The sequence below is a fragment of the Winkia neuii subsp. neuii DSM 8576 genome (genome assembly GCF_000420405.1).
Lineage (GTDB): Bacteria > Actinomycetota > Actinomycetes > Actinomycetales > Actinomycetaceae > Winkia > Winkia neuii.
Window position 1 is genome coordinate 171,419 of sequence record NZ_ATUW01000003.1, and the last position, 16,362, is coordinate 187,780.

The following is a 16,362-nucleotide window of genomic DNA, read 5'->3' on the forward strand; positions in this document are numbered from 1 at the left end:
CGCTCCAGTCGCAGTTGTATAGGCTGGATAGATGATCAGGAAGTCCCGGCACAAAGTTGTACTAGATTCGTGGGTGGTAGACCAGGCCAATAGGAAGGCCGGCACCGCGGCAGTGTCAGTGCGTCACATTGACGGGGTTTTTGTGCGCTACCATCTGGTTACGGCTAAGTCTTCGGTGGCTACTCCCCCTACTTTCGTTCTGATTCATGGTATCGGGGTGTCGGCCCGTTACTTCGTTCCTCTGGCACACGAACTTTCTAAGTACGGGAACGCAATCCTGTTTGACCTGCCCGGTTTCGGAGGGCTCCCGAAACCCAGCGAGGCCATGGATATAAAGTCCTTTGCGCGCACCGTGGCCGCTACTTTGAAAACTCTTGCGACTGAGGAACGCATTTCTACCCCGGTGGTGGTGCTCGGACATTCCATGGGAGCGCAGGTGGCTATGGAACTGGCTCGTATCTGCCCCGAACTAGTAGAGGCAATAATGTTGCAGGGAGCGCCGGTAAATGCCCGCGAGCGATCCCTGCACGAGGCTGCTTTGCGATTCTTGCAGTCCAGTGCTCACGAGCCCATAAAGCTGGGTTTGATCGCTGCACGCGCCTACCTGCTTTCGGGGGTGGCCTGGTTCTTAGAGACGCTGCCCGCGATGATGAATTTTGCGATCGAAGATCGCATTGAAGAATATCAGGGCGAGCTGGTGATCTCGCGTGGCGAATACGATTCGATTGCTCCCAGGGGCTGGCTGGCCGAGCTGTGTAGTTCTCGAGGTGCCGAGGGGCGGACCCGTCTGGTGGAGGTTTCTGGCGGGGCGCATTCCGTTATTTTCAAGTATGCCGACGTTGTGGCCGACGAGTTGGCTCAACTAGCCCACGCCCGCTCTCGCGCTAACAAGTGGGCTACAGATTCGCCCTCACCTTGGATTCAACTGCGCGTAGGCGACTACGAAATTGCCGAGGGCGGCGATCTGCCTCCTTTGCACAAGCTACGTCAGGTCGTGGAAACGGCTACCGACTATGCCCTAGGGGCCCTCGTGGCAATTCCTAGGGCAGTTGCAGCGGACTTTTCGGATGCTCCCGATCAAGTGTCTAAGCTTTCCTCAAAAGTGCCGCTGCGGGGGCCTCTGAGCGGTTTGGAATGTTGGATGCTTCCCGGGGTTTGGGAGCAGCCTATGGCAATGTCTGCCATTGCCCGGGACATTGTTGCTCGCGGTGGGAAAGTCCGCATGCTGCCGCAACTGAAGAATATGCTCGGGCCTGTTCCGGATTTGGCCAAACTTGTAGAAGAACGTCTGCGCGAGACGGATGCTAGAGGCATCGTGTTGGTAGCCCATTCGAAGGGCGGCTTGGTTGGGCGGCGCGTGCTGGCGGGACCGGAGGGGCAACGAGTGCGTGCAATGGTCTCACTTGGCGCCCCGTTTAGGGGCAGCCCTTTGGCGAACGGTTTTTTGGGAACGGCATCGCACACCTCCGATTTGCGTCCATCCGGGTTGGAAGCTGAATGGCAATCCCAATCGTTGCCGCAGGTAGATGCCCGTATTATTGCGATAAGTGCCCGGTGGGACGAACATGTTCCGCCCACCGAGTTACCCGGCGCCCAAAACGTAGTGGCCCCTACCATCGGGCACATGCGCCTGCTTACCTCAAAGCAGGCGCGGGCCCTGGTAATACGGGCCCTGACGGCGATGGCAACGCCACGGGATTAGAGCGCTACGTTCACAGCTACCGGTTCGGGAACTAGAGACACCCCGTAGGTGGCGCGGACGTGTTCGCGCACGTACCGGCTGAGTTCGGCAACTTCCTGGGCGGTGGCGCCCCCTCGATTAGTGAGGGCGAGTACGTGCTTTGAGGACACGGTTGCCCGCCCCGTGCTTCCAGGTGCTTTAGCGGACTTTCCAATGCCGGAGTGGTCGATTAGCCAGGCTGCAGAAGATTTTATTTGTCCTTTAATCTGCGGGCCCGTCCCGGTTACAGAATCGAGCAACGAATGGTTCTGCACCGCAAATTTGGGGGCTTCTTCTGGCAGCGCCGCGGCCGTTTCTTCGCTCATTATCGGGTTTGTGAAGAACGAGCCAGCGCTGGCAGTGTCGGGATCTGAATAGTCCAAGACCATACCTTTTGAACGGCGTAAATCTAAGACTGCCTCCCGCAGTGCGGCCGAGCTTACGCGCTCGCCTATTTCAACCCCTAGGTGATTTGCCAGCTGCCCGTAGCGCACCGGAGCGGAACGGGTCGCATGCATCATCTGGAATTGAACTTCCAAAACTACGTAACGGCCCGTGGGACCCCAGGTTTGGCCACCGCCGGCGTTGGGATCAGTAAGGGACCTTTTCAACACCGAGGTGCGATACCCCAGCTTCAAGTCGGCAAGGGGAAGCATTCGCCGGGCACTGCGCGCCCTGTCCCAAACGGTAACGAGCGCCAGGATGTCGGCCGCCTCAGCACCGTAAGCGCCAATATTTTGCACCGGAGCAGCCCCCACGCTGCCTGGAATCCCCGACATTGCTTCCGCTCCAGCCCAGCCCCTGCTTATGGCCTCACAGACAAAGTCGTCCCAGGGATGACCCGCTACTACAGAAACGGTAGCTCCCCCGCAGGCGGATTCATCCGGAACCCGAATTCCCCGTCTGTTGTCGATCAGCACTACCCCGTCGAAAGGATCGTCCGAGGCAACAATATTGGACCCCCCGCCCAGCACCAGCAGAGGCTGACAGGCAGCATCGGCAGCCCTCACGGTATCGATTATTTGTTCTTCCGTGGTCGCAACTACAAGCTCTTTAACCTTGCCCCCAACCCCCAACGTGGTCAGCTGCGCTAGCGTGGCCGTGCCAGCTTCGATAGCCGCCTGCCTGCCCGGTGCGCACCATGGCACAGGGGACGGACGCGCGCATCCGGCCTCGGAAGGAATAGGCCCACAAGAATCAACAAAGTCCATACCATCAACCTTATAATGCCCGCGGGGACGAAGGCATAAAAAACTCCCTGCCAAGGGCAGGGAGCCTAATCGAAAATCAGTTAGCGCGTCTCGCGGTGCGTAGTAGCCTTGCGGCAACGCGGGCAGAACTTGGACAATTCCAGCCGATCCGGGGTATTGCGCCGATTCTTCTTAGTGATGTAGTTGCGCTCTTTACACTCCGTGCAGGCCAGAGTGATCTTAGGGCGCACGTCCGATGACTTGCTTGCCACGATTCATTCCTCTTTTCGCTTGACCGCCGGAGCGGATGGCTATTTTCTGTAGTAGCGAGGGGGAGACTCGAACTCCCGACCTCACGATTATGAGTCGTGCGCTCTGACCGGCTGAGCTACCTCGCCACTGGTTCTAAAAGAACCTGAGCCCCGAACGAGATTTGAACTCGTGACCTCATCCTTACCAAGGATGCGCTCTACCGCCTGAGCTATCGGGGCAACAGTGAACAAGCTTAGCCCGCCGATCTTTGCTGAGCAAGATCGGGGCCCTGCGAGGCTCGTCACTTAACCAGTAGCTACCTACTGACCGTGGCGGGTGAGGGATTCGAACCCCCGAAGGCGAAAGCCATCTGATTTACAGTCAGGTCCATTTGGCCGCTTTGGTAACCCGCCAGTGCGTTTTCACGCTTGCGCCGTAACGAACGGTGCCCCGAAAGAATAGCAAAGTTCCACTCCCAAATGCTAATCGCCAGGACGTGACAGTTGCCACTAGTAAATTTTGCGAGTAATTTTCAGTGCAGCAACGCTTTGGCCAAAAACTGATGAAGGAGACAAAATGGCAGGCCAATCCTCATTTGACGTAGTTTCAAAAGTCGACCGCCAGGAAGTAGACAACGCGGTTAATCAATGCGCAAAAGAAGTTTCTTCGCGCTACGACTTCCGCGGAGTTGACGCCTTGGTAAAACTGAACGGGGACACTATCACACTCGAAGCGAACACTCCCGAACGCGTAAACGCCATAATAGACATCTTAGAATCAAAACTTTTTCGCCGCGGCGTCTCGCTAAAGGCAGTAGATTTTGGCGACAAGGAGGCCAAACCTTCTGGGAAAATCTGTCGCCTAGTGGGAACTCTGCGCGAAGGAATTCCCCAGGAAACAGCCAAGAAACTTTCAAAGATCATCCGGGACAAGGGGCCAAAATCTGTCAAAGCCCAAATACAAGGCGACGAATTGCGCGTATCTTCAAAATCCCGCGACGACTTGCAGGCCACAATTTCGCTCCTCAAAGAGGCCGACGTGGACGTAGCACTGCAATTTGTGAACTATAGGTAAAAGTTTTGGGCCCGGCACGTGCCGGGCCCAACCCTAGACATTACTTCTCTACGTCACCTATTAGATCTAGAACCTCGCCCTCGGAAAGTTCGTTGCGAGAAATGCGAGTCATAGCCTCCCTGGAAACCACCTTTACCCGCTCACGGGGGCCACGTCCGCCCTCGACCTCGCCGAAATCCTTCCCCAACTTCTCTTCGTAGGCATTGAGCAACTCCCAGCCCTGCCAGGTAGTAAAGCGCACGCCTCGTTCTTCCAGCAGGCGCACCATAGCATCGTGGCCAACTGCCTTCTGATCTTTGGCGTGCAGCTTGCCCTGGTTACAATCTTCAACCAGGTGGCCGATAGTCTGCTGGGCATCGGACTTGGTCGAACCTATGAGCCCCACCGGGCCACGCTTTACCCAGCCAGTTGCGTACACCCCGTTCAGCGGCTCGCCGTCGGGGCCAATAACGCGTCCTTCCACGTTGGGAATAATGCCGCGCACCTTGTCGAAAGGCAGCCCCTCGACAGGCGAGGAGAAATAGCCCACCGCCCGGTATACGGCCTGTACCGGCCACTCGGTGTATTCGCCCGTGCCCGATACCGTGCCATCGCCATTTAGCTTCGTGCGTTCGGTGCGGAATGCTTTCACGTTTCCGTCCTCGTCAGGCAAAATGGCGACCGGAGCCTCAAACAGGTGAATATGAATGCGCCTGGACGCAGTTTGCTCGGCCGGATCGGTAGTGGCGTAGTTAGTCAGCGTCTTCACAACCTGGCGCGCCTGGTTAGAGGCCTTCAGCTGCTGCTGCGAGCCCTCGTCGAAATCGAAATCTTTCTGATCGACAATCACGTCCACATCTGGTTGTTTGCCCAGTTCCCGCAGCTCCAGGGGGGTGAACTTGACCTGAGCCGGCCCGCGCCGGCCGAAAACGTGCACGGTCTTGATCGGATTCTTCTTTAGACCTTCGTAGACGTTTTCGGGAATCTCGGTGACCAACATGTCCTCGGCGTGCTTAGCCAGCACCCGCGCCACGTCGAGGGCAACGTTGCCCACCCCAATTACAGCTACTTCTTCGGCCTCCAGGGGCCAGGTACGCGGGTAGTCCGGGTTTCCGTCGTACCAAGACACAAAGTCCGCAGCCCCAAAGGACTGGGGCAGGTCAACCCCGGGAATATCCAAAGGACGATCCCGGTCAGAACCGGTCGCCATAACCACCGCATCGTAGTGTTCTTGCAGGTCCTCCACCGTTACATCGTGGCCAATATTTACGTTGGCGAACATGCGAATGTCTCCGCGCTGCAAAATTCTAAACAGCGCCAAAATGATCTGCTTAATGCGCGGATGATCAGGGGCTACCCCGTAGCGAACCAACCCGTACGGGGCTGGCAGCCGTTCAAACAAGTCAATCTGTACATCCAGCCCGGACTTGGCCAAAATGTCGGAGGCATAAATGCCGGCTGGGCCGGCTCCAATAACAGCAACGTTCAGCGGACGCTCACTCATACGGGCCTTTCAATTGTTTTTTCTTGTCAGTAACACTATTTGTGTCAGTTTAGTGCACCGCCGAAGCGGAAAGTAGTTTTAGTGGGCTTAGCCACGCCTGGACCACCATAGTTCATCGGGGTCTGTAGGCGGTTTCCAAAATACCGCAACAGCTAGCCCCGCCAGTGCCGCAACCAGGGCTGCAACTCCGAGTACCAGTGCGAGTATCTTGTTCACATACACTTGACTCAACCTGGCCAACAAGAACAACCCTATTGCCACGCAAAACAGTGCAAATGCCGGCCTATTCGCGAAGCTACCCATCTTTCCTCCCGCGTTCTACCCTACAGGTCAGTGCGCTAGATTGCCTTTCCCGCCGTGGGTGTCGGGGGCCGTGCCTTTTGTTCCTGCTGCGAGGATTCGGTTCGTGCGGCGCGAGGACACCAGCATATCTGCGGTCAAAAACATTAGTGCTACCCACACTATGGCAGTGCCCAACCAGCGCGCCAGCGGCATGTGCTCGTGGAAAATGAATACCCCGATTATCAGTTGCATGACCGGCGAGAAGTACTGGATCATTCCCAGCACACCAAGCGGCAGCCTGGTGGAAACCCAGGCGAACATGGTTTGGGGCACTATGGTCACAATTCCGGATCCGGCAAGTAGCGCCATCATGATCACGATCTCGCGGGTTCCTCCCCCACCTGACAGAATTTTCGAAACCACATCTTTGCCCTGACTGGTCAGGTAAAATTCGTAGACTGCAAGAGGTGGAACGATCGCAGCAGTTTCAATCACCATCCCGGCTACCGGGGGCGTTGATGCAGCCACCTGTTTTTTAGCCAGCGAATAAAAAGCGAAGCACAGCGGTAAGGCTATGGCAATCCAGGGCAAATACCCCATGCCTACTACCATCACCACGATCGAAGCTATTCCACAAAAAATGGCTGCAGCCTGCAGCTTCGACACTTTTTCGCGCAAAACTACGATTCCAAGTGCGACGGTCATGATCGGGTTTATGAAATAGCCTAGGGCAGCGTCTACCGTTCGGCCTGAATTGACCGCGTATACGTAAATCGTCCAGTTCGCGCACACTAAGAACCCGGCAATTATCAACGTCCCTACCGCCCGCCGGTTATGGAGAGTTGAACGTAGATTGCCCATCTTGTGTGTGCAGGCTAAAAATACAATTACTGCTGCCAGGCCCCACAGGGCGCGGTAGAAAACGATTTCTACCGCATCTGCCTGTGCCAGCCAAATGAAGTAGAGGGGGAACATTCCCCAGATCACGTAGGCAGCAATACCTACTAGGTAGCCGGTTTTGTCTATTTGGCGAGCTTGTTCGGACATTTTCCTTACTATTCGAATTAGAGGAGGATTTTGGCGTCGGGAATTTTACGTGCCCACGTTAGGTACAACGCCAAGCCAATGAGTGCTAGGCACCCGGCAAGCGAGAACGTGAGCTGGTAGCCGAGGAGCGGCAGCACAGCCCCAATTACGAAGGGACCTACCCCGGTTGCCAAGTCGATGAGTAAGTAGTAGCTAGACACTGCCATGCCTGCCCTGCGCTGGCCAGCCTTCGCAACCGCACTGGCCTGCCCGGCCGAAATTCCAGTTCCATAGCCAAGGCCCAACAGGGCGGCCCCAGCCAGCAGCGTTATCGACCCGTGCGCGTTGGCGGTAAGCAGATAGCCGCACGTAAAACACAGCAACGTGGGAATAACCACCACGTCGTCGCCGCGCCTGTCCTGCACTACCCCACCAATCGGCCTCGACAATAAAATAACTGCCGCGTACACCACGAAGTACCAGCGGGCGGGCCCTTCAAGCGAGCGGTGAGCAGCAAAGGGCTGCAAAAACGACAGCAAAAAGCCGTAAGCCGCGGAGCAGCACGAAACAACTAGGGCAATCGGCAAGGCTTTGGGCGCCAGCCACTTGTTTATGCCGTGTTCTGGTTCTTTTTCCTGCCCTGGTTCAGCCACTGACAGCTGCTTCCAACACGCCAGAGCCAGGACGGTGGAGGCTCCCGCAATGCCCGTCGAAACGCCAAACTGGATCGCGTACCCATGTGGCAGCGAAGCCAGCCACATACCAACGAAGGGAGCAATTCCGGTGGCCATAGAGGTTCCCGTGGAAAACCATCCGGATCCCTCCCCGCGCCGCGCCGGAGGCACGGTACGCATGGCGGCGCCTGCCAGAATCGTTGCGGTAACTCCAAAGCAGAGTCCGTGAAAGAGACGTATAACTAGCAACACGGTCAGCGACGAAGCCAAAAAATATGCCCCGGCGCTACACACGAACAGGGCAAAAAATATGGCCGCTGGGCCACGCTCTCCGTATCTTTCTAGGGCCCTTCCGGCGATTATTCTGCCGAAGCAGCCGCCGAAAATAAAGATTCCTGAAGTCAATCCTGCTGCCGAGGAGCCTGCAGCAAATTCTGAGATCGCGTATCCCACCATGGTCGACATCAAGAAGTACATAGTCGACATTACGAAAAATGACGAAAATGTAAGCGATATGAAAGATGGGGTGAACAGCTTTGGGGAATTACTGGATTTACTCATACCCTTTTCAGTATAGGGATTTGGCTAGTAATTCCAAGGCTGGGAAGCCATTTGAGGCTTAACATACAAAAGCGCCCAAAAGGGCGCTTCTGTATAGCTTTTCTTGCCTAAGACATGCGATCTACCAGCAGGTCTGCGAACTCGCAGAGTGCGGAGTGGGCGTCGGATTTGGGCAGCGCCTCCAACACTTGCTTCGCCTCGTCGGCCCACTGGCGTGCCAACGCGCGAGTTTGTTCCAGCACCGGGTGTTCACGCAGCAGCCCCACGACTTGTGCCAGTGCCGCATCGTCTTCCAGGTCGTTTTTGAGAAGACGTAAGATCTGGGTTCCCTTCGCGTCCAATTCGCCTTTTGCAGCCTGCGACTTGAGCAGGAGCGTGGGAAGAGTATCGACCCCTTCGCGCAGATCGGTACCCGGGGTTTTGCCAGAGGTTTCGGGATCCGAAGCCAGATCGATTACGTCGTCGGCAATCTGAAATGCAACGCCCACCTTCTCGCCATACTCAGCAACGTAGTTGGCTACTTCTGGTCCGGCTCCACTCATCTCGGCGCCGTAGCGGGCGGATTGAGCAACCAGCGAACCGGTCTTGTCAGCGAGCACCTGAATGTAAAAGTCCACCGGATCTTCGTCTTCGTTTGGACCAAAGGTCTCGTTTAACTGTCCCATGCACAGCCGCTCAAAAGTGGCCGCGTGCTGCATCACGGCCTCCGGACCGAGCTTGGCCACGCGCCGAGACGCCCTCGAAAAGAGCACGTCCCCGGCCAAGATTGCGCGGTTGTTCCCCCAAATCCGCTGGGCTGCGGGCGCTCCCCTACGCGAGGGGGCGCTGTCCATTACGTCGTCGTGATAGAGCGTTGCAAGGTGGGTTAGTTCCACCACCACAGCAGCGTCCAACACGCTGTTAGAGGACCTGCGCGAGGGCGATCCTAGCTGAGCACAAAGCAACACCAGCATAGGCCGCATCCGCTTCCCTCCGGCGGCCATCAGGTGCGCGGTCAGATCGTCGACTAGCCCGCGCGCCCCCACGACAGAGTCGCGGAGGCGGCGCTCGACCTCGTCCAGAGCATTTTCGAGTTCGCTCTGCAGGTCAGCTGATTTTAGAGTTACTGCAGTTTGGGTCACGGAACGAAGATAGTCGCATTTGCCAAGAAATTCAGGACCGGCGCGGGAAGTACGCCAAGTAGCACGGTTAGAACTGCACAAAGAATCACAACCGGCATAACAATGCCCTGAGATTTAACGACCTTGGAACTGGTCGCCGGCTCGTCCATAAACATGGTGCGTGCAAGGTTGAAGTAATAGAACGCTGTCATCGCGGATGCTACTACCGCGATGATCACCAGCGGCCACAGCCCCGCCCTCAGCCCGGAGGCGAACACGACGAACTTGCCAATAAATCCTGCCGTAAGGGGGATGCCCGCAAACGACATCAGGAAGACCAACATCGAACCAGCTAGCAGCGGGTTTTTCCGCCCAAGCCCGGCCCAGGCCTCAATGCGATTAGCCTCGCCCAATATCTTGCCCTCCGGATCCTGCTGACGTACCAACGTCACAGCAGCGAAAGCGCCGATGGTAGCGATCGCGTAAGAAAGCAGATAGAACATCACTGCTGCCGTCGACTGGTCGTCTAGCGCAATGATTGCGATCAAAATGAAACCAGCGTGAGCTATGGACGAGAAGGCCAACATGCGTTTGATGTCTTCTTGAACAAGGCCCCAGAAGGTTCCCACAAACATGGTCAAAATGGCCACTATCCACATAAAGATCACGAGGTTCCAGCCGAGCTGTCCGGCAATCACGAAGTAGAAGCGGACCATCGCCAGAAATGCTGCGGCTTTTACTCCTGCTGCCATGAACCCCGTGATTGGAGTCGGTGCTCCCTGATACACGTCTGGAGTCCACGCGTGGAAGGGCGCTGCCCCGACTTTGAACAGCAAGCCTACTGTCATGAGTACAACGCCTGCTAGCAACAGCCAGTCCAAATCCCCGCCGGCCATGGGCACCGTCTTGGCAATCTCGCTGAGCGAAAGCGAGCCCGAATAGCCGAACAGCATTGCCTCCCCCATCAGGAAGAAGCCAGAAGAAAAAGCCCCGAGCACGAAGTACTTGATAGCGCTTTCCTGGCTAATGCGCCGCCTGCGTCGAGCGGTGGCACACAGGATATAGAAGGGAAGTGAAAATGCTTCGAGGGCGATGAATAGGGTGAGCAATGAATTCGCTGCGGGGAACACCATCAATCCGATTAGCGAAAACAGAGCGAGGGGGAACATTTCCGAGCGTTGGTAACCAACGTGTTGGGAAAGTTCTTCAGCTCGCGAGCCCGGAACGTCTGCCGGCTGGGCGGCAAATGAGCCGTCCCCGAGCTCAGTCTGGTCAGCCATGACAAGTACCGACAGCAGACCGATTATCAGCATTATCACCTGCGCCCCAAAGGTGAGACCATCCGCGCTATATTCGCCTGCTCCCACAGTTTGAGGCATTTTCCCGTAAGTCTCGAGCCCCAGAATTGTGAGGGCAATTCCAGCACCCAGGATTGTGATGACGCTCCAGACCACCTGAACCTTACGGCGGATGGCGGCCGGAACAAAGGCTTCAATGAGCACCCCCACGATCGCGCCGGCGAGCAGCACGATTAGCGGCGACAAAATAAGCCACTGACTAAATTGGGTTGCTTGCATGTTATTTCCCTTCCGTGTCTACACCGGCGGGGCCAACTTGCACCGGGGCCGGGACTACTTGGGCTGCGGTAGGCTCAACCAGGGTAGTTACGGCCTTGGGGAAGAATCCCAATGCCAGCATGGCTGCTAAAAGTACCCCTACAACGCACTTTTGGCTCCCGGTTAGATCGTGGAGCTTTTGCCGCTCCGGATTCGGCGGGCCGGTAAAGATCCGCTGGTAGGGAATCAGCGCATACAACACCGCCAGGATTACCCCAAATACCGCAAAAAATGCCACCACCGGTTGCACCTTGTAGGTGCCAACGAAGACCATGAACTCAGCCGGGAATCCGGAAAGTCCGGGCAGGGCTATGGCTGCCAGAGCAGAAATCAGCCAGGTGCCAGCCAACACCGGGGTTATCCTCTGCAATCCCCCAAATTCAGCAATCTTCTGGGTGCCGGCCTGGTTTGTCATAAAGCCCGAAATTAGGAACATGCCGGCAATGGACAGACCGTGGGCGACCATGTAAACCATCGCCCCGATCAGCGCGGTCTGGTTTCCAATGAAGATAGCCATAACCATGAGGCCAAAGTGGGACACAGATGTAAACGAGATTAGCCGCAGCAGATCCTTTTGCCCTATGGCTGCAATTCCACCCCAGAGTACCGAGACTACGGCAACGATCACAATTGGCAAGGCTGCTCTGTGCGAAGCGCCTGGGAAGATAGCTAAGCACATGGCGATCATGCCGTAAGTGCCAATCTTATCCAGGATGCCCACTAACAGGGTGGATGTTCCCGGACGGGCGCTTTCAGCGGCATCCGCCAACCAGGTATGTACCGGCACCATGGGAGCCTTGATCGCAAAGGCAGCGAAGAAACTGAGGAACAGTGCCATCTCGATGCCGGCGGATACGTGCAATTGGCCAGCCAGATTTTCGATCAGGAAGGTACCGCTCGGCCGCGGTGCCACCACGTAAAGCCCAATTACCCCGGCTAGCATGACCAGACCACCAGCCAATGAGTACAAGAGGAACTTGAGTGCTGGCGCACGTCCGTTACGGCCGTAGCGCCCAATCATGAAGTAAACCGGGATGAGCATAGCTTCGAACGCCAGATAGAACAGGAAGACGTCGCGAGCGGTAAAGATCAACACCATGAAGGCTTCTAGCGCCAAGATCAGCGCTACATACCCGCCCTCGGCCTTTTCAGTAGAGGCGTAGTACTTGCCTTCGCGGGAGGAGGCGACTATTACCAGCAGCGTCAGCAGTGCAGACAGCAGAAGCATCGCCAACGAGAGGCCGTTGACACCAAGTGCCCAGGAAACCCCCAACTGGCTGATCCACGGATACGTTTCGGCCCACTGGTAGGCACCAGCCTTGCCATAGTCAAAACTTGCTGCAGCGGCAATAGCTCCAAGAAGAACAATCCCCGAAGTAAGGATGCCAATTAGGCGGCCACTGTTGCGCAGAGCAGGAACCAACCATAGCAGCAAGGCTGCGATGGCAGGGATTGCTACTAACAGTGTAAGTAGCGGGAACGTCGCGTTAATAACTTGCATATCTTACCTACCGCCTCAGAGCCTGGTTCCGAACACGGCAACAAGGGCAACCAGAACGCCGCAAGCGATGTACGCGGCGTAGGAGCGAATGTGGCCGTTTTGAATTTTGCGGATGAAGTTGCCAAGCCCGAGCGAGCCTTTTCCGAGCCCACCCACGATTCCGTCGATGCCTCCCTTGTCGGCAACTGTGATGCCCTTGGTAAGGGCAATACCGGGGTGCATAAATAGGGATTCGTTGATTGAGTCTTGGTACAAGTCGTTGCGTGCAGCAACAACGAGCGGATTCGCTGCGGGAGCAATCTTCGGCACGCTCCTGCGTCCGTACTTGATCCAGGCAACAACTGCCCCAATAAGCACGACGGCAAGAGTACAAATGGTTATTGCGAGGGGGGCCAGCACGGGTTCGCCGTGGGAGGCTTTCCCGGTAACAGGTTCTAGCCAGTTGGCGAAGAACCCTGTGGGTGCCACCGCCGCACCAAAGCCGATCGCAAATATTGCCAAAATGATCATTGGAATGGTCATCAAAGGACCAACTTCGCTTGGGTGCACCTGTCCACCATCGTTAACCGTGGTCCAGCGGGCTTCGCCGTGGAAAGTCATGAAGAATAGCCGCGACATATAAAAGGCCGTGATCCCTGCCCCAACTAGAGCTATTAGCCCAAAGATCCAGGCTCCTGCAGTGCCGAAAGCATCGGGCACAAACGCGGATTCGATGATCGGATCCTTGGTGAAGAAGCCTGTGAACGGGGGGATGCCCAGAATCGCTAGCCAGCCCATCATGAACGTAAGCCAGGTGACCTTCATTACCTTCGACAATGCGCCGAAGCGGCGCATGTTTACCTGCTCGTTCATTGCATGCATGATCGAGCCGGCTCCCAAAAACATCAAAGCTTTGAAGAACCCGTGTCCGACCAGATGCAAGATCGCGAAGACCCAGCCAATTGGGCCGAGCCCCGCCGCCAGCATCATGTAACCGATCTGCGACATGGTAGATGCTGCTAGCACCTTTTTCATATCGTCCTTTGCGCAGCCGACAATGGCTCCGAACAGCAAGGTAATGGCCCCTACTATTGCTACCAGCAGCTGAGCAGTTGGAGCCGCCGAGTAAATGAGCCCGGAGCGGACCATCAAATAGACACCGGCCGTGACCATGGTAGCCGCGTGGATGAGCGCTGAAACCGGAGTGGGTCCGGCCATTGCATCGCCCAACCACGCTTGTAAGGGGAACTGCGCCGATTTACCGCAGGCGGCCACTAGCAAGAAGATGCCAATAATTGTTGCCCAGTGGCGTGTCATAGTACCGTCAGCGGCGCTGCCAAGCACATCTGTAAAGGCAAAAGAGCCAACCACCTTGAACATAGCCATCATGGCCAACAGCAAGCCCATATCGCCCACGCGGTTCATAACGAAGGCCTTCTTTGCCGCTGTGGCGTTCTCAGGAACGTGGTTCCAGAATCCAATCAGCAGGTAGGAGGCCAAACCGACGCCCTCCCAGCCGAAGAACAGCAATAGGTAGGAATCGCCAAGCACGAGCGTGAGCATCGCCGCAACGAAGAAGTTTAGGTAGGCAAAGAACCTGCGCCTATCTGCGTCATGTTCCATATAGCCCACCGCGTAGACGTGAATGAGGGAACCCACGAAGGTAACCAGCATCACGAAAGTCATAGAAAGCGGGTCTAACCGAAGTCCCAATTCAATGGTGTTGTCTGCTCCGAGCCCTGCCCATTCGAACAGTTTTACATGCAGCGCCCTAGAACCGGGAGCCAGGGTGTAAAGCTGCAACACAATAAGCAGGCCCACGACGAAAGAGGCCCAAGAGGCGACGACGCCAACCCAGTGCCCCCAGCGATCGCTAGCCCGCCCGGCCAGCAGTAGCAGCCCTGCGCTCACAAGCGGCAGTACGATCATCAGCCACGCGTAGGCGGCCGCACCGGTGGCTACCCCAGGTGCCATAGCATTCATTTGAGCTAGCCTCCTAGTTCTTCATCAAGTTCAGAGCATCAACCGAGGTGGTGCGCCTGGACTTGAAGATCGATACGACAATGGACAGCCCAACCACTACTTCGGCGGCAGCCACAACCATCACGAAGAATGCCATGGTCTGGCCTTCTATATTGTTGTGCATGCGCGCGAAGGTGACGAGCATAAGATTCACTGAGTTGAGCATTAGCTCTACTCCCATGAGGGCGATCAATGCAGTGCGCCGAGTAAGTACGATTACGGCGCCGATGGCAAACAAAACTATTGCCAGCACGACGTAGTTAGTGAGGCTCACTTATCTTCGCCTTCCTTTCCCTGGACGGGTTGGGGGCCGGCGGCCTCCACCTCGCGTTTGCCGGGCTGCCGCAGACCGGTGGGGGCTCCCTGACCGGGCATACCCCAGGCTCCGGACCGGCCCACTGCCTTGGTAGCAGCGGCGCCGTGCAGCCCTTTCGACTTATCCCCGCTACGCTCTTCACGCAACGCAGCCGCCGCTTTGGGCTCTACGGTTGCGAGTGTGCGGGCCTCGCCCCGCGCGCGCAATACCCGCGATACAGAAGCTTCGATAGGTTCGCCTGTTTCGCCAGAAATGGCGGGGACATCGACCGCGTTGGTAGTGGCATAGACACCGGGGGCGGGCAGCTGCCCGAGGTGTGTGCCGTGAGTCCGCCACGCATTCCACCTGGCTGCCAGCGTGTGGCGCTGGTCTGCCTTGGGTAGCAGGCGATCGGCGTGGTTCAGCAGCATAGAGCCAACTACTGCAGTGATCAGCAGAACGTCGGCAAGAACTAGCGTGTGGGTATGTTCGGTGAAGATTGAAATGCCAACAGCCACCGGATTGTCGGAACCGGCCGCATCTGCCAGGCGACCAAACACCGGCAGTTTAGAGGCAACAACCGCGCAGGTTAGTAGAGCTATAAGACCAGCCCCAGCCAACCAGGCGAACCAGCGCAACCCGGTCGAGGACTTGCGATAGTTGTCGGAAGCCGAGACCCCGACCATCATTACGACGAACAAGATCATCATCATGATCGCGCCGGTGTATACGACTACCTGTACTACCCCCAAGAAGAGTCCGCCCTGCTGGATATACAAAAGAGCCAGAATGAGCATTGCGGCGACCATGCAGACTGCAGAGTGGACCGCCTTCCGGCACAGTGCGACTCCCAATGCGGCCAACACCAATAGTGGGGCTGCAATCCAAAACATGACCGTTTCGCCAGTAGAAATTGTTTGCGCTGCTAGCGGCAGGACCGTGTTCACAGTGCTTCCTCCTTTACCGCCTTAGCAGTCGAGAGCGTGGGATCTTCCGGGCGATGGTCCTTGACCCATGAAATCTGTGCCTCAGTTGGGCCAGAAACGGCTCCACGGTAGTAGTCACCGTCGGTGGTGCCCTCGACCATCGGGTGCGGGGCGGCAAGCATGCCCTCCTGCATTGGGGCCAGCAGCTGGTCTTTTTCGTAAATTAGCCGGTCGCGATGCTGCTCGGCCAATTCGAAATCGTTAGACATAGTCAGCGCCCTGGTAGGGCACGCTTCTATGCAGTAGCCGCAGAAGATACAACGCAAGTAATTAACCTGGTAGACCCTGCCGTAACGTTCCCCTGGGGAATATTGTGCGTCGGGGCGATTTACAGCGGCCTCGACCAAAATTGCGTCCGCCGGGCACGCCCAAGCGCACAGCTCGCAGCCAATGCACTTTTCGAGGCCGTCGGCATAGCGGTTCAAATGGTGCCTGCCGTGAAAACGCGGCTGCACATAGGGACCCTCGAAAGGGTACTGTTCAGTAACGGTGGGGCGGAAGAAAGAGGAGATGGTGACTCCAAATCCTGCCCATGGCGAAAACAGTTTCCCTAGTGGCCCCTTCGGATCATGCTCGTAGCGCATGTCCTCGCGGGTGGGAT

The 16,362-nt window shown here is 56.8% G+C and carries 15 protein-coding genes and 3 tRNA genes; 2 read left to right on the forward strand and 16 right to left on the reverse strand.

Annotation, left to right across the window (positions count from 1 at the left end; all coding sequences use genetic code 11):
- Positions 1-31 precede the first annotated feature (31 nt).
- Positions 32-1,702, forward strand: coding sequence for an alpha/beta fold hydrolase (locus tag G437_RS10905; RefSeq protein ID WP_024331321.1), 1,671 nt, complete (start codon positions 32-34; stop codon positions 1,700-1,702).
- Here the strand turns inward: G437_RS10905 and G437_RS0104105 are convergent.
- From G437_RS0104105 to G437_RS0104125, 5 genes are all read right to left on the reverse strand, one after another.
- Positions 1,699-2,931, reverse strand: coding sequence for a UDP-N-acetylmuramate dehydrogenase (locus tag G437_RS0104105; protein ID WP_024331322.1), 1,233 nt, complete (start codon positions 2,929-2,931; stop codon positions 1,699-1,701). The genes G437_RS10905 and G437_RS0104105 overlap by 4 nt on opposite strands.
- Before the next feature lie 80 nt (positions 2,932-3,011).
- A complete protein-coding gene (gene rpmG, locus G437_RS0104110; protein WP_004807388.1) occupies positions 3,012-3,182 on the reverse strand; it encodes a 50S ribosomal protein L33 in 171 nt (56 codons plus the stop codon).
- 52 nt (positions 3,183-3,234) lie between these two features.
- Positions 3,235-3,308: transfer RNA gene (locus G437_RS0104115), tRNA-Met, on the reverse strand.
- 20 nt (positions 3,309-3,328) lie between these two features.
- Positions 3,329-3,401: transfer RNA gene (locus tag G437_RS0104120), tRNA-Thr, on the reverse strand.
- Between the two features lie 91 nt (positions 3,402-3,492).
- Positions 3,493-3,575: transfer RNA gene (locus G437_RS0104125), tRNA-Tyr, on the reverse strand.
- 163 nt (positions 3,576-3,738) lie between these two features.
- On the opposite strand from G437_RS0104125, the gene G437_RS0104130 reads away from it, so the two are divergent.
- Entirely contained in the window at positions 3,739-4,236 is a 498-nt protein-coding gene (locus tag G437_RS0104130) for a YajQ family cyclic di-GMP-binding protein (protein WP_024331323.1), read from the forward strand.
- A gap of 40 nt (positions 4,237-4,276) precedes the next feature.
- Here the strand turns inward: G437_RS0104130 and G437_RS0104135 are convergent, their stop codons facing one another.
- The 11 genes from G437_RS0104135 to nuoI all read right to left on the reverse strand — a co-directional run bounded on the left by G437_RS0104135 (position 4,277) and on the right by nuoI (position 16,345).
- On the reverse strand, positions 4,277-5,719 hold the full coding sequence (locus tag G437_RS0104135) for an FAD-dependent oxidoreductase (RefSeq protein ID WP_024331324.1): 1,443 nt from the start codon (positions 5,717-5,719) through the stop codon (positions 4,277-4,279).
- An 87-nt stretch (positions 5,720-5,806) separates the two neighbouring features.
- A complete protein-coding gene (locus tag G437_RS0104140; RefSeq protein WP_024331325.1) occupies positions 5,807-6,022 on the reverse strand; it encodes a hypothetical protein in 216 nt (71 codons plus the stop codon).
- Between the two features lie 27 nt (positions 6,023-6,049).
- Complete coding sequence (gene rarD / locus G437_RS0104145) at positions 6,050-7,048, reverse strand: EamA family transporter RarD (protein ID WP_024331326.1); 999 nt, start codon at positions 7,046-7,048, stop codon at positions 6,050-6,052.
- 17 nt (positions 7,049-7,065) lie between these two features.
- Entirely contained in the window at positions 7,066-8,262 is a 1,197-nt protein-coding gene (locus G437_RS0104150; RefSeq protein WP_081638900.1) for an MFS transporter, read from the reverse strand.
- A 107-nt stretch (positions 8,263-8,369) separates the two neighbouring features.
- Entirely contained in the window at positions 8,370-9,383 is a 1,014-nt protein-coding gene (locus tag G437_RS0104160) for a polyprenyl synthetase family protein (protein ID WP_024331328.1), read from the reverse strand.
- On the reverse strand, positions 9,380-10,939 hold the full coding sequence (gene nuoN / locus G437_RS0104165; RefSeq protein ID WP_024331329.1) for an NADH-quinone oxidoreductase subunit NuoN: 1,560 nt from the start codon (positions 10,937-10,939) through the stop codon (positions 9,380-9,382). The genes G437_RS0104160 and nuoN overlap by 4 nt, the downstream gene beginning before the upstream one ends.
- A gap of 1 nt (position 10,940) precedes the next feature.
- Positions 10,941-12,479, reverse strand: coding sequence for a complex I subunit 4 family protein (locus G437_RS0104170; protein WP_024331330.1), 1,539 nt, complete (start codon positions 12,477-12,479; stop codon positions 10,941-10,943).
- Positions 12,480-12,494: 15 nt separating this feature from the next.
- Positions 12,495-14,441 carry an NADH-quinone oxidoreductase subunit L gene (gene nuoL / locus G437_RS0104175; RefSeq protein ID WP_024331331.1) on the reverse strand — a complete coding sequence of 649 codons (1,947 nt, stop codon included), beginning with the start codon at positions 14,439-14,441 and terminating at the stop codon, positions 12,495-12,497.
- A 13-nt stretch (positions 14,442-14,454) separates the two neighbouring features.
- Positions 14,455-14,754, reverse strand: a complete 300-nt coding sequence (gene nuoK, locus G437_RS0104180) for an NADH-quinone oxidoreductase subunit NuoK (protein WP_024331332.1) — start codon at positions 14,752-14,754, stop codon at positions 14,455-14,457.
- Positions 14,751-15,722, reverse strand: a complete 972-nt coding sequence (locus tag G437_RS0104185; protein WP_024331333.1) for an NADH-quinone oxidoreductase subunit J — start codon at positions 15,720-15,722, stop codon at positions 14,751-14,753. Before G437_RS0104185 ends, nuoK begins: the two co-directional genes overlap by 4 nt.
- Complete coding sequence (gene nuoI / locus G437_RS0104190) at positions 15,719-16,345, reverse strand: NADH-quinone oxidoreductase subunit NuoI (RefSeq protein WP_176745092.1); 627 nt, start codon at positions 16,343-16,345, stop codon at positions 15,719-15,721. Before nuoI ends, G437_RS0104185 begins: the two co-directional genes overlap by 4 nt.
- Between the last annotated feature and the right edge of the window lie 17 nt (positions 16,346-16,362).